At 44.6% G+C, this 14,552-nt stretch carries 12 protein-coding genes; 8 read left to right on the top strand and 4 right to left on the bottom strand.

Annotation, left to right across the window (positions count from 1 at the left end):
- Positions 1 to 101: 101 nt before the first annotated feature.
- Both NTX44_14710 and NTX44_14705 read right to left on the bottom strand, forming a co-directional pair.
- On the bottom strand, positions 102 to 1,034 hold the full coding sequence (locus NTX44_14710) for an MBL fold metallo-hydrolase (protein ID MCX6122860.1): 933 nt from the start codon (positions 1,032 to 1,034) through the stop codon (positions 102 to 104).
- Positions 1,035 to 1,129: 95 nt separating this feature from the next.
- Positions 1,130 to 2,086, bottom strand: coding sequence for an L-lactate dehydrogenase (locus tag NTX44_14705; protein ID MCX6122859.1), 957 nt, complete (start codon positions 2,084 to 2,086; stop codon positions 1,130 to 1,132).
- A gap of 310 nt (positions 2,087 to 2,396) precedes the next feature.
- Between NTX44_14705 and NTX44_14700 the strand changes: the two genes are divergently transcribed.
- The 8 genes from NTX44_14700 to NTX44_14665 all read left to right on the top strand — a co-directional run bounded on the left by NTX44_14700 (position 2,397) and on the right by NTX44_14665 (position 11,224).
- The gene (locus NTX44_14700; protein ID MCX6122858.1) at positions 2,397 to 3,380 is read left to right on the top strand and encodes a MoxR family ATPase; all 984 of its coding nucleotides are present in this window, start codon (positions 2,397 to 2,399) and stop codon (positions 3,378 to 3,380) included.
- Between the two features lie 134 nt (positions 3,381 to 3,514).
- Positions 3,515 to 4,390, top strand: a complete 876-nt coding sequence (locus tag NTX44_14695) for a DUF58 domain-containing protein (protein ID MCX6122857.1) — start codon at positions 3,515 to 3,517, stop codon at positions 4,388 to 4,390.
- Positions 4,390 to 5,328, top strand: coding sequence for a hypothetical protein (locus NTX44_14690; GenBank protein ID MCX6122856.1), 939 nt, complete (start codon positions 4,390 to 4,392; stop codon positions 5,326 to 5,328). Before NTX44_14695 ends, NTX44_14690 begins: the two co-directional genes overlap by 1 nt.
- A complete protein-coding gene (locus NTX44_14685; GenBank protein ID MCX6122855.1) occupies positions 5,318 to 6,310 on the top strand; it encodes a VWA domain-containing protein in 993 nt (330 codons plus the stop codon). The genes NTX44_14690 and NTX44_14685 overlap by 11 nt, the downstream gene beginning before the upstream one ends.
- A 62-nt stretch (positions 6,311 to 6,372) precedes the next feature.
- Positions 6,373 to 6,738: a four helix bundle protein gene (locus NTX44_14680; GenBank protein ID MCX6122854.1), complete on the top strand. Its 366-nt coding sequence runs from the start codon at positions 6,373 to 6,375 to the stop codon at positions 6,736 to 6,738.
- A gap of 42 nt (positions 6,739 to 6,780) precedes the next feature.
- The gene (locus NTX44_14675) at positions 6,781 to 8,520 is read left to right on the top strand and encodes a VWA domain-containing protein (GenBank protein MCX6122853.1); all 1,740 of its coding nucleotides are present in this window, start codon (positions 6,781 to 6,783) and stop codon (positions 8,518 to 8,520) included.
- A gap of 161 nt (positions 8,521 to 8,681) precedes the next feature.
- Positions 8,682 to 10,463 carry a BatD family protein gene (locus NTX44_14670; protein ID MCX6122852.1) on the top strand — a complete coding sequence of 594 codons (1,782 nt, stop codon included), beginning with the start codon at positions 8,682 to 8,684 and terminating at the stop codon, positions 10,461 to 10,463.
- Positions 10,460 to 11,224 (top strand): tetratricopeptide repeat protein, encoded by a 765-nt coding sequence (locus tag NTX44_14665; protein MCX6122851.1) that lies wholly within the window; start codon positions 10,460 to 10,462, stop codon positions 11,222 to 11,224. The genes NTX44_14670 and NTX44_14665 overlap by 4 nt, the downstream gene beginning before the upstream one ends.
- 22 nt (positions 11,225 to 11,246) lie before the next feature.
- On the opposite strand, the gene NTX44_14660 is transcribed toward NTX44_14665, so the two are convergent.
- On the bottom strand, positions 11,247 to 13,091 hold the full coding sequence (locus NTX44_14660; protein MCX6122850.1) for a polysaccharide deacetylase family protein: 1,845 nt from the start codon (positions 13,089 to 13,091) through the stop codon (positions 11,247 to 11,249).
- 18 nt (positions 13,092 to 13,109) lie between these two features.
- Complete coding sequence (locus NTX44_14655; protein ID MCX6122849.1) at positions 13,110 to 14,507, bottom strand: response regulator; 1,398 nt, start codon at positions 14,505 to 14,507, stop codon at positions 13,110 to 13,112.
- Positions 14,508 to 14,552 lie beyond the last annotated feature (45 nt).

The following is a 14,552-nucleotide window of genomic DNA, read 5'->3' as shown; positions in this document are numbered from 1 at the left end:
AACTTTCGTGTGCGCAATTTTATAACTATAAACAGCAATTTAGGAAGAAAGAAGAAGAAATCAATTGGTAATTTAATTACGCATTACTCCATGCTCATATATTAATAAAGGACCCGTTGTTCGCCGATCTCCAGTCTGACAATCCGATTGGAAATTCCTTGATTTGCTGCAGCTGCACGAAGCAGCTCAAGCGGATTTTCCGGATTTGCAGTGGATCCAAAAAGCATTGTGCCGAAATGGATTGGCATCATAAACGTAGCACCGACATCTTTGAAAATTGCCAATGCCCCAAGTGGACCAACATGCACTCGTGATCCGACACCGTTACCCGAACTCGGAGCAATGGGAATAATTGCCAGATCGATTTTGAAACGGCGGCCAATTTCTTTGAAGAGTTCGGGGTTGTACCCGGTATCCCCCGCGAAGAAAACAGCTATGCCTCGGTATTCGATAACATATCCAGTGTACCCGATGTCTCCCATCCAATCACGATCAAAACCGTATCTGCCTGTAAAGTGCTGTGCCGGAACTGCGGTGATGTGGACGCTATCGCTCTCGATGACATCCCATGGTTTCAGTTCGTTAATTTTATTAAAACCAAAATCCGGAACGTAACGGGCAATGCCATCCGGGAACACGAGTGTTCCGTTTTTAGGAAGAACATCAAGACTGCCATAACTGAGATGATCAAAATGCATATGAGAAATAAGTGTGAAGTCCATTTTTGTGAGGAGCGACGGATCGAGCCCGGGTTTGACAAAACGTTTTACGACCATGCCAATGGTATTTGTAAAAAGCGGATCAGTGATAATAAGCTTATCGTAAATCTGAATAAGAACCGTTGCATGCCCGACCCAGGACACACTCAGCTTCACGTTTTGAAGTATCGGTGTTGTGATCATATGAGGAGCAGGAGGGATTGGCTCACCGATTCTTGTGAGCGACTGCCATACGGTGCGTTGAACATACGAATTGCAGCCGCATAACACAAGTGGTATCATGAAAAATTGGAGAATAAAATATCGATGCTTCATGAGAAGAAGGTACGCATTTCTCGCAATCCTTTCCATTTAAAGCTTGATTTTGTATTCAGGGAACTGTCATGAGGGAAACAAATCATTGAGCTATGTCACGCATGTAAATTGTTCAATGTTGTTTTAAGTTTATCTGCGGATGCGCGGAATCCTTCCTGCTCTTCAGTATTCATCGGCAACGCCAATATTTCTTCAACGCCGTTTTCTCCAACCACGGAGGGAATGCTGAGGCAAATATCATGTACACCGTACTGTCCGGTCATCAATGTGGAAATGGAAAGCACGGAACGGTAATTGCCGAGAATTGATTCAACGATGGAAAGCAATCCAAGCCCGATGGCATAGTAGCTCGCGCCTTTTCGTCTGATGATTTCGTATGCAGCATCCCGTACGCTGATGAAGAGCTTGTTCATTTCAGCTTGATCATATTGTTTATTCTTCAGCGGGGCAAATTCTTGTAAACGTACGCCGCCGATGTTTGCCATACTCCACAAAGGTATCTCACTATCGCCATGCTCGCCTACGATGTACGCATGCACGCTGCGCGTATCAACTTCATAGTATTGTCCCAGCAAAAACCGGAAGCGCGAGGTGTCAAGAATAGTTCCGGAGCCGATGAGTTTTGCAGGCGGCAGATTCGATTCTTTCAACGAAATGTGTGTGAGAATGTCGACCGGATTCGTTGTGATGAGAATAATACCGTTGGGATTATATTTCACCACTTGCGGAATAATGGAACGAAAGATGGCAGCATTTCTAGAGAGAAGATCAAGGCGGGTTTCTCCGGGTTTTTGAGAAGCGCCTGCGGTGATAACGACAACCTTTGCACCGGACAGATCAGAATAATTCCCTGCTGTAATTTTCATCGGTTTAGTAAAAGAAAGTCCATGGTTCAAGTCCATCATTTCACCAATTGCTTTATCTGCGTTTGCATCAATGAGCACCAGCTCTGAAGCAATACCGCGATGCATCAATGCATACGCAAATGATGAACCGACGAATCCCGTTCCAACCAATCCCACTTTTTGTGAATGATTATTTTCTGCGATCATAGATGTATTCCCTGATTATCTGCCGAACAAACGGCACTATTTCACATCGTCGTTATATTTCAAACGTGAAATACTGCTTGATGGTTCCAATTCGGGATAATCTTACTCGGAGGGTTCGTTGCATCGCGAATGATTTCTTTGTACATTTCTTACGGTTGCTGAACAGAGTGCCGCCGAGCCGCCCGCAGGTTCATTTTTGAATTTGTCGCGTGGCTCGATTCGTTTTCGTAAGAATTTATGGGAACAGATGAAGTCTTTTCTTCGTCTGTATTAAGTTAAGAATTTGTCAATTATGCTGGAGGAAAAAAGCGTGGATATCAAAACCATCAACGAAATGATTCAGCGCGAAAGCGCATTTGTCGAATCGCTGACATCGGAAGTCGGCAAAGTTATCGTCGGCCAAAAACATATGGTGGATCGATTGCTCATTGGCTTGCTGTGCAACGGCCATGTTCTGTTGGAAGGCGTGCCCGGACTGGCGAAAACACTTGCCATTAAAACGCTGGCGGCAGCAATCAATGCAAAATTTCAGCGTGTGCAATTCACGCCGGATTTACTGCCTGCCGATCTTATCGGGACGATGATTTACAATCAAAAAGATGGAAAATTCTTTACGCGCAAAGGGCCTATCTTTGCAAATTTCATTCTTGCCGATGAAATCAACCGTGCACCCGCGAAAGTGCAAAGTGCTTTGCTCGAAGCGATGCAGGAACGTCAAATAACAATTAGCGAAGAGACGTATAAATTAGAAGAACCATTCCTCGTACTTGCGACCCAAAATCCCATTGAACAAGAAGGGACCTATCCACTTCCCGAAGCGCAAGTCGATCGATTTATGCTGAAAATAAAAATCGGTTACCCATCACGCGAGGAAGAATTGAAAATTATGCGGCAGAATATAGCCGGCGACGATAAAGTCGTGAAGCATGTTGTATCCACCAAAGATATTCTCTCCGCACGCGAAGTGGTAAAACAAGTGTATATGGACGAGAAGATTGAACGGTACATTCTTGATATCGTCTTTGCGACCCGTGAACCGAAGAATTTTAAATTAGATAAACTCGCACCGTTGATTAGTTATGGTGCATCGCCGCGTGCGTCCATCAATTTGGCGCTTGCATCAAAAGCGCATGCGTTTATCAAGCGGCGTGGCTACGTCATCCCTGAAGATGTGCGTGCGATCTGCCCCGATGTCATGCGTCACCGTATTGCTGTCACCTACGAAGCTGAAGCGGAAGAAATTACGCCGGAGCAAGTGGTAATGGAAATTTTAAATCATGTGGAAGTTCCATAGACAATTTTGTGATTTTCTGCGTCAAAGGCGCATCCGCTTTCGCGGAGAATGAGTGATTTGTTGATTGAAAAACGTTTTGACATTCTATCGATGGACTGATAACTGATAACTGATAACTGACAACTGATAGCTACATGGAAACGAAAGAGCTTCTTAAAAAAGTCAGACAACTGGAAATTCGAACACGGGGACTGGTGAACCAGGTCTTCTCCGGTGAGTACCATTCCGTCTTTAAAGGACGCGGCATGGAATTTTCAGAAGTACGCGAGTACCAGTTTGGTGATGACATGCGAATGATTGATTGGAATGTGACTGCGCGGTTCAATCATCCGTTCGTCAAGATTTTTGAGGAAGAACGTGAACTGACAGTGATGTTAGTGGTCGATATGAGCGGCTCGCAGTTTTTCGGTTCGCAATCTGCGTTGAAACGGGACACAGCTCTTGAGCTGAGTGCTATCCTTGCATTTTCCGCAATGAAAAATAATGATAAAGTTGGATTGATCCTTTTCACCGACCGGATTGAAAAATTTGTGCCGCCGCGCAAAGGCCGCGGCCATGCCCTGCGAATTGTCCGCGAACTGTTATCGTTTGAACCTGCACGCCCGGCAACAAGCATCAAAACAGCGTTGGAATATCTTAATCATGTCCAGAAAAAACGCAGTATCGTATTTGTTCTTTCCGATTTTATGGATACTCATTATGAAGCGGCTCTGCGTATCGCCGGTAAGCGTCACGATCTCATCGGCGTTGTTTTACAAGATCCGCGCGAGAATGAACTGCCCAATGTTGGTCTTATTGATTTGCGTGATGCCGAATCCGGCGCGACCAGACTTGTGAATACATCCGATGCACAAGTTCGATTTCTCTATAAACAGTTAGGTGAACGGACACAGGAAGCACGTAAGTCGCTGTTTGTCAAATCACGCTTAGACGATGTCCTCATTCGGCTTGATCAACCTTATATCAAACCGTTGGCAGACTTTTTCAAATTAAGGGAAAGAAGAAGTTGATGGTGAGAAAAGCACTCTTTTGTTTCTTTCTTCTTTCAAGCACGGTGTTTGCCCAGCCACTCCGCCTGACTGCTAAAATAGAAGTGGATACTTTTCGGCTTGGCAGTTGGATCGATGTGCACGTGGAAGGTAAGTGTGATACGCCGATCGATACAATTGCGCCTGTAGTGAAAGACAGTATCGGCTTATTTGAAGTTGTAACAGTAGAACGGAAAGGGACAGAACCAACGTGGTTAATTCGATTAACGACGATTGACTCTGGAAAAGTATTTCTGCCGCCCATCGAGTTTAGTTACAAAGTGAAAGGGGACACCGGCACACAAAAGGCGTTTACCAATTCGCTGATGTTGAATATCACAGGTGTTGCGATCGATCCTAAAGGCGACATCAAAGATATCAAACCGCCGATGAGTGCGCCTTGGCTGTTTGAAGATTTTTTGCCCTATCTTATCGCGTTTCTTGTTCTTGCAGCGCTTGCCGGTGGATTCTATTATTACCGGCGGAAGAAAAAACAACAACAGGATTTGCTTGCAACTATCAAAGTAATAATTCCGCCGCACCGTGAAGCGCTGACAGCGCTGCGTGTGCTCGAAGAAAAGAAACTTTGGCAGCAGGGAATGGTAAAACAATACTATTCGGAAGTAACTGAAATTATTCGGTACTTCTTTGAGCGGCGATGGGACATCATCGCGTTGGAGTTGACGACAGACGAAATTCTTACTCAGATGAAACACATTCCGGATGCATTGAAGGTGTGGAAAGAAATGGAATCGTTCTTTATTACTGCGGATTTGGTAAAATTTGCAAAGTACGAACCTTCACCTGCCGAGCATGAAAATGAAATACGCTCGGCATACGAAATTGTACGGATGATGGTGCCAAAAGCGCCGGTTGCAACCGAGACGCGACTGCTGGAGGCCACTGCCGATGTTGGGTGATAAGTTTGCCAATCCGATGTTTCTGTGGCTCTTGCTGTTGTTGCCGGCAATCGGCTATTACCTTTGGTGGCGCCGTAAGAAATTCACTGTGACACTGCAATTCTCGTCGCTTCAGATTTTTAAAAACATTCCGCACACATGGCAAGTGCGATTGCGCCATGTTCCTCTTGCCCTGCGCTTGCTGGCAATTGCAGCTTTTATTATTGCGCTTGCGCGTCCGCAGTCAGTATCAGACAAACAGAATATTTCAACTGAGGGAATCGATATCGTACTGGAACTTGATCTTTCCGGCAGTATGTTAGCGGAAGATTTCAATCCGAACCGCATTGAAGCGGCAAAGCAAGTTGCATCGGAATTTATCGACGCACGTACAAATGATCGCATCGGACTTGTCGTGTTTTCCGCGGAAAGTTTCACGCAATGCCCGCTCACAACAGATTATCCTGTACTCAAAAACTTGTTGCGTGAAGTGAAGAACGGAATGATTGCCGATGGTACTGCCATCGGGCTCGCCATTGCCAACGGTGTGAATCGATTGAAAGACAGCAAAGCAAAAAGTAAAGTCATGATTTTGCTAACGGATGGTGTGAACAATCGCGGTGAGATTGATCCGATCACTGCGGCAAGGATTGCGGCAACGTACGGCATTCGAATTTATACGGTTGGCGTCGGTGCACAGGGTGAGGCGCCATACCCGGTGCAGACGCCATTTGGAATTCGCAGGCAATTAATCCCCGTCGATCTGGATGAAAAAGGACTGACGCAGGTTGCAGATATGACCGGTGGAAAATATTATCGAGCTACAGACAATCGAAAATTGAAAGCAATCTATAAAGAAATCGATCAGCTTGAACGAACAAAGATTGAAGTAACTGCCTACAAACGGTACTCAGAATTATACGGCGGATGGTTGTTGGCGGGATTGTTAGCAGTGCTGATCGAGGTTGGATTGAGCGTTACTGTGTTGAGGAGAAATCCATAAGAGCTGTCAGCCGTTGGCAATTGGCGATTAGCATGAGGAATCTGTAATTAAGAAAAACGCCTATGAAAGATTATAGGAATCTAGAGGTATGGAAACGGGCACACGAACTAGTTATAGAAGTATACAAAATTACATGTCAGTTTCCGAAAGAAGAAAAATTCGGGTTGACAAGTCAAATGCGAAGATCCAGTTCTTCTATTCCAACGAATATAGCTGAAGGATGTGGAAGAGCTGGTGACACAGAGTTTCATCGATTTCTTATTATCGCAATGGGTTCATCAAGTGAATTGGAATATCAAGTTTTACTATCTCATGATTTAGGTTATTTAAAAACACAACAGTATGAGGAACTGGAACAAGAAATTATTGTAGTGCGAAAAATGTTGAATGCTCTCATTCAAAAAGTAAAGCCAATAGCTAAACGCTAATTGCTAAATGCTTAGAACTGAACACTGACAACTGATAACTTTATGCTACGTTTCGAACATCCTGAATATCTTTGGTTCTTGCTTTTGATTCCAGCACTTGGCGTTGGATTCTTCTTTCTCAATCTATGGCAGAGGAAACAGCTGCGCCGGTTCGTTGGTGCAGTTCTCATTCCACAGCTTGCGCCCGAAGCAAGTCTGGCAATGCGCATCATAAAACAAACGCTCGTGTCGCTTGCGCTAGCATGTTTGATTCTTGCAGTCGCAAATCCGCAAGTTGGAACTCGTCTGGAAGAAGTAAAACGCGAAGGCATCGATCTGTTTGTCGCCTTGGATGTTTCTCTGAGTATGAAGTCAGAAGACATTCGTCCAAACAGATTAGAAAAAGCGAAGCGTGATGTATCGGAACTATTACGAAAACTTTCCGGTGATCGCGTCGGTATGGTCGTTTTTGCAGGTGATGCGTTTGTGCAATTTCCACTGACCGCTGATTACACTGCGGCGGATTTATTTCTCTCTGCTATCGATGTTGATGCAGTACCCGTACCTGGCACGATGATCGGCAGTGCTATAGAGGTTGCGCTAAAATCTTTTTCTAAAGATGTGCCCACGCAGAAAGCTATTGTGGTTGTTTCCGATGGTGAAAATACCGAAGGTGATGTCATGGGCGCAGTAGAAGACGCGAAAAAAGCCGGTGTGCGTGTGTATTCTATTGGCATGGGAACACCCGAGGGCGGACCAATTCCCGTTCTCAATCAAAACGGTGTTCGTGTTGATTATAAGCGCGATCAATCGGGAAGTATTGTCCTGTCGAAATTAGATGAAACAATGCTGCAGCAAATTGCGGCTGCGACCGGGGGATCCTATCACCGTGCGACAAGCGGCGGCAATGAGATTGAAGACATTTTTAAAGAATTAGCGTCGTTAGAAAAAGTAGAATTCGGAACAAAACAAATCACGGGATATGAAACGCGGTATCAATATCCATTAGCATTCGCGATTTTATTATTAATTTTCGAAATAATGCTTTCTGAAAGACGGACTAAACTGGCCAAATGGTTTAAAAAACTTCTGCCTGCTGCGGTAACAGTGTTGCTGTTTGCAGTTTTCTCGGCACCTGCGACAGCTCAGACGGTCCGTTCTCACATTAATGAAGGCAATCATATGTATGATAAAAGCAAATACACTGATGCTGAAGTCGATTACAAAAAAGCATTAGAGAAAAATCCGAAATCGAAAGAAGCGCAATTTAATCTGGGAAATTCGTATTATAAACAGCAGCGGTTCGATGAAGCGATGCGGGAATATGGCAACTCAGGTGTTTCGATGAAATCACCGGAAGAACGTGCCGCAATGTATTACAATACTGGAAACTCGTTCTATCAATCCAATAAATATCAGGAAGCGATCAATGCGTATAAGCAATCGCTTCGCTTGAATCCGAACGATGAAGACACACGCTACAACTTGCAAATGGCGCGCGCAAAATTAGCACAACAGCAGCAACAAAAACAACAGAATAAAGATCAAAAACAGGATCAGCAAAAACAAAACCAGCAGCAGGATCAGCAACAGAACCAACAGCAGAATCAAAAACAGAGCCAGCAGCAAAAGCAAGAAGAAGCAAAGCAAGATCAAACACGCCAACAAGTTCAGAAGAAGAATCAAATGCCGAAGCAGGAAGCTGATAGGATTTTGGATGCAATGCGCAATAACGAAAAGGAAGTTCAGAAGAATCTTCGCAAGCGGGAAGCAGTGCATGTGAAAGTGGAGAAAGATTGGTAGAAAAGTTATCAGTTATCAGTTGTCAGTATTCAGTGATCAGATAAAAAAAAGGACTGATAACTGGTGGCTAATAACTGAAAACTAACAGAGTATTTGTAAAAATGAATGATGTGAATAAGATTCTAATATTCTTTTTCGTGGTACTCTCTTTGAGCATTGGTATGTCCAAAGCCAGTGCACAAGACGGCACCTTCACAGCTTCGGCAGAGCCGTCGCAAATCGCAGCAGGTGAACAATTCCGAGTTACGTTCACATTCGATGGAAGCGATTACAACAGTGTGAAGGATTTTAAAGCCCCAGATTTCGGACAATTTGTTGTACTCTCCGGCCCAAACCAGTCAACAAATATGCAGTGGGTGAACGGCAAGATGTCGGCTTCTATTAGCTATACGTACATTCTCTATGCGCGCCAGGCTGGAAAAATGACAATTGGTTCAGCAACAATGGATTATAAAGGAAAGATACTAAAGTCTAATCCAATTCAAATTGAGGTCTCACAGGGAAAACCAAAACAACAGCAATCTCAATCTAACCAATCCACCCCTGATGCAGGCGACAATCTCATCATCAAAGCTTTTGCCGACAAACAACGTGTGCGGCAGGGCGAACAGTTGATCGTTACATTCAAATTATATACGCGTGTTTCTGTGACGGGATATGATTTAGCAAAAGCACCGACATTTGATGGGTTTTGGAGTGAAGATTTTGAAATGCCAAAGCAGCCGGCTCAAACATCGGAAACGTTGAACGGTAAACAATATCGTTCAGTGGTGATAAAGAAGACAGCGTTATTTGCGACACAGGCTGGAAATTTGAAAATTGCTCCACTCGAAGCCCGCTGTGCTGTACAGGTGCAGTCCAAGCGGCGCAGCAATGACCCCTTTGATCAGTTTTTCAATGACCCATTCTTCCAGCAAGTACAAACTGTGAATATGGATGTGAAATCTAATCCGCTGGCAATTATTGTTGATCCGATTCCATCGAATGTACCATCAGGATTTTCGGGGGCCATCGGACGATTCGCTTTCAATGCAAACGTAGACACGCGAAATGTGAAGGCAGGAGATCCCATTACGCTTCGTGTTTCAGTGCTTGGGTCCGGCAACATTAAGTTAGTGACACTGCCGAAACCGCAACTGCCAGCCGACATGGAATCGTACGAACCGAAAATTTCGGAGGAAATTTCGCGCGACGGAGGTATTATTCGAGGAAAGAAAACAGCAGAGTATCTTCTTATCCCGAGAAATGCAGGTCAACGGGTATTAGAGCCGATCCAGTTTGTGTATTTCGATCTTGATAAGAAAGAATACATCACTCTTCGTTCATCAAAATTTGAGTTCTCCATCGCGCCAGGCAAAGATTTTTCAAGTTCCGGTGTCAGTCTGGCTGCCAAAGAAGATGTGCGGATGCTTGGTGAAGATATAAGGTTCCTCAAACTCTCTCTCGGTCATCTGCAAAGTGCGGATGAAATCAAATCGTCACAGTGGTTTCTATTTGGAATTATTCTCCCGCCGTTCGTCTTTGCCGGTGCATGGCTCTACCGTAAACGCATGGAAAAAATTTACGGTGATATGCCGCTGCTCCTATTTGAGACGGCTGGACGCGAAGCATCGCGACGCTTGAAGAAGGCACGTGCCTTGCTTGAACAAGGGAACACCGAAAGTTATCACGCAGAAATTCTCAGAGCCCTGATGGAATATCTTGAACATAAACTTCGAACACCGAAAGCAAAATTTGTGATGGAAGAGGCAGTAGTACAGTTAAGGCAACAAGGCGTCCATGAAGATGTTCTTCAATCGTTGAAAACGTGTATGGAGCGGGCGGAATTTATCCGTTATGCGCCAGGATCAGATACAACAGATGCCCGTAAGGAATTGCTCGATACCGGTGCCAGTGCCATTAATAGTATCGAACAGTCGTTTGGCAAGAGAGGGAACGCATGAAACATGTACGCTGGATGTTGTTTGTGTGTGTCATTGCGTTCTTCCATAGCGTGGTGTTAGCGCAAACGCCGGATGATGCATTCAACCGCGGTAATGAGTCATACCGCGCCGGTAAGTATCAGGAAGCGGAAAGAGAATACGAAAGCATTGTGAAACAAAGTAAGTTCAGTGCCGAGTTATATTTCAATCTCGGCAACGCGTATTACCGTGATGGACAGCTTGCACGAGCAATCCTTTCGTATGAACGTGCCGCGCTGTTAGATCCAAATGATCCCGATATAAATCACAATTTAAAATTGTCGTATCTGAAAACAGTTGACCGCATTGAACCTGTACCGGAGATGTTTCTCGTTCAATGGATGCACGCCGTCGGATCACTGATGCCGCATGAAACTGTCCGCATTATTTTTATTCTTAGCTGGGTATTGCTCTTTGGTTCGCTCGCCACGATGTACTTGGTTCTCCAACCGGCTTTTCTTCGTACCGCACGCATGGTGTTCTTCATTTCTTGTATGTTTGCTGCGCTCTGTGCGGCTATGTTAGGTGTTCAATCGTTTCGGGATACAGCGCAGGACAAAGCCATCATCATTGTCCAGACGGTAACCGCAAAATCATCGCCGGACGCAAAAGCTGTTGATGCATTCGTTATTCATGAAGGTGTGAAAGTGAAATTGACTGATGCAGTCGGCGAGTGGGTGAAAGTAACACTCGTTGATGGAAAGATTGCATGGATTCGGGCTGACCAGTGTGAGCGGATTTAAATTATCGTCCTCAAAAGAATAGTTATTCCGCCTTATTCGATTTCCTTTGCTTGTATCGGACGTACCATGGCTGTGTCTTTTTCCAAAAACCAAATGTATCTGTCCATGGAAAAATCTGTGTGCGGCGAACCTCGAATAGATCTTCATAAAACTTCAACGGGCCACTGTTGGTCGCGATGCCAAATTTGTATCCTGTTTCGGCAGCGATATATTTCATGATTTCATTGACGGCACCATACGGATATGCAAGAGAAATAATTTTATTCCCTGTCAGTTGTTCCATCATGTGTTTTGATTCTGTAAGTTCAGACCTGATCTGTTCAGGTGAACATTGAGAAAGGTTTGGATGCGTAACGGTATGCGATCCGAACTCGATGCCCGCTGCCGACATTTCGCATATTTGTTCATTCGTCATCAATGGTACCTGTGGCTCGTCGGCATCCCAGAAATTCGTTCGCCGCGTTTCGTCGACAACAACGAAGATGACAGCCGGAAACCTAAATTTTTTCAATAACGGAAATGCATAGATGTAATTATCTTCGTATCCGTCGTCAAATGTGAGGATGATGGGTTTCTTTGGTAAGGCGATTTCACCATTGAGAAAAAGTTGGTACTGCTCAAAGGTCATGGGTGAATATCCGCGTTGTTTGAGCGAAAAAAGATTCTGTTCAAACGATTGTGCTGTGACCCATATACCATGGTGTGAATGTCTTGGAGCTTCTGGAATAACGCGATGATACATTAACACAGGAATAGTTGCGGGAGTTTTTGCAGCAGCGAGAGCGGATTGATACACTGCGTTGATTTTCGATTCGACGACTTTGATATCGCATGTTTCCTGCACACGTTTTCTTAATAGTTGTATATCTGTGGTCGTCTGAGGTTTGTTGAGAATCGCAGCCAGATCATCCACAACCAATTCAGCATTCATTGACTGCCGAATTCCTGTGTCGCCAAAATTTGTCCGGCGTGCTGCTTCATAATTATCCGGTGTAATGAATCCTTCATAATTACTTTCGCCAAAGGCAATAGTAGGTCTACCTGCCAAAAGTGATTCCATGACAACACGTCCAGATCCGATGACAACATTCGCAGCGCGTAGAAAAGGGACAAGATCGCTCCGAAATTCTCTGAGTACCACACTGGTAGTACCAAAACGTTCTTGCATGTGTTGAACACGCTGCGGAATATCTGCCGGAACATTTAATCCGCCGATGATTTGCAACGAGCAAGGCGCTTTCTTGATCAATTCAGGAAAAATTTCTGAGACAAGAAATCTCACAATATCGCCTTTTGGACCGGAGAATCTTCCTATAAAGAGAAGAATTGGAATCTCTGGAGATACTCCGAAAATACCTGAATCTGGCTGATGTAACGCCGCGCTTATCCAGCGTTGTGTTTCAAATCCATTTGGGATGGTGGTAATGTGTTTGGGATCCAGATGAAGCTCGCGAATGAGATGTTCTCTCAGGCTTTCACTGACCGTAATGATATTGGTTCCGTACACGCTCCAAGTTCTGCTGCTCACATGCAGATGCTGACGACCATGGATTGTGGAAACAAATGGAATGCCGGTGAAGAGTGCTGCAAGGTTGCACACCCAGCATGCCGCTCTCGAATGTCCATGCACAATGTGGATGTTTTTTTCTTTAATTAAACGTATAAGAAAGACGATATTCCGAAGTCGCTGAAGGTATGATCTTTTTCCGATGGGCTGCGAAATGAAACTGCCATCGAACGGTATATGAAGTGAATCAGAAGCGAGAGTGACAGAATGCCCGAGACGACGCTGTGCCGAAGCGAGTGTCACTGCATACACCTCCGCGCCAGTCACCTCGAACTGAGAGAGGACATGGAGAATATTCATGCAATTAAACGCTCTCCATTAGGCAAGTGCGTTTTTTACCGTTGCTTCTAATGATTCACGCGTGAATGGTTTTGCGAGATATGCTTTGACACCCATTTGTTTGGCACTTCGGACAAAGAACTCGTCTTCCAGAGAACTCACCAACACGTACGGAACAGATTTTAACTTTTCGCCGTATGTGCCGGCGACAATTTTTTCATAGAAAGTAAAGCCGCTCATCACGCCCACGCCCAGATTGACGTCGCTGATAATGAGAGACGGTGCTGCCTTCTGTATCTCCGGCAGAGCAGTCTCAGCGGAGGCTGCGGTGATAACAGTGTTGTATGTTTTTTTGAGGATGTGATCAATGTATTTGCGGATGGAGGGATCGTCGTCGATAACAACAATGACAGCTGTATCGTCCGCCATGCCCAATTCTTTTTTGACGCGTTTTGTAATAGAACCATGTTCGTCGTCTGATATTTTAAAAAACTGCTGGAGATTTTTGAGATGCATCAAATCTTCATCGGACGGACTACCGCTTTGCCAGAGTTTGCGTACCGCATCAATATAAGCGCTTACCTGTACCGAGCGCTCTGCGTCCATATGTTCCGTGTCACTGATCGAGAATGATATTTTGAGAGATTGCAACAGTGAAGACTGCATTTCCGCAGGAACAGCTAATTGCATCATCAATTTCATCAATGTTCGGTAAGAATCCAGTTCCTGCTGTTTCGTTTTTTCGCGTTCGCGCTCTAAAAGTGCATTTCGCTCTTCTTCCATCTGATGCATCAACTCGTCTTCTGCGCGTTTCTGTTCCTCTTTCAATTTGAGAAACGCCTCATCCTGAATTTTTTTCCGTTCTTCTTCAGCGATTCTATATTGTTGAAGTTTTGCTTCGTACTCTGCCCGGAGAGCATCAGCACCGGCTGTCGTACCTGCAGAATACGTTCCCGGTGCTGTTTGCTGGAATTGTGTAATCAATCTCTTTTCAAGCTCTTCAAATTTTCGCGCAGTATCTTTTTCAATAGCAGTAATATCTTTGTGTGCCACCTCTTGTACTTCATTCACAGAAGCTTGACGCGCACGATCTTCCAGAAGTTGTTCCGCTTTATCTTCTTGCTTGCGTTTGTGCGATTCAAGTTCCTGTTGTTTGTAGAATTCTTTAAGCCGCTTCTTGACCTCTTCATCCACTTGTTCTGCTGCTTGCTGCTTTGCCTCCCGCATTGTGGTTTCGCGATCTTTCTCCATCATCATTACAAAAATACGTTCTTCATACGCGCGGGCATAAATATTCTTTATATCGAACTCATATACTTTTCGAATACGATCCAGCGCTGCATCTAGGTTTTGTGCTTTCACATCTTCATCCACCTGGCGCAGTAAGGCGGATACACGGGCATTTCGTTCTTCAGGTTTCAGCGTCGGTAAAGGCATAAGAAATTCTCCTCTCTTAAAACTATTCATACGAAAGTAGACGAA

Source organism: Ignavibacteriales bacterium, assembly GCA_026390575.1.
Taxonomy (GTDB): Bacteria; Bacteroidota; Ignavibacteria; order UBA10030; family UBA10030; genus Fen-1298.
The sequence above is the reverse complement of the archived record's forward strand: the minus strand, read 5'-3'. Positions and strand labels throughout refer to the sequence as shown.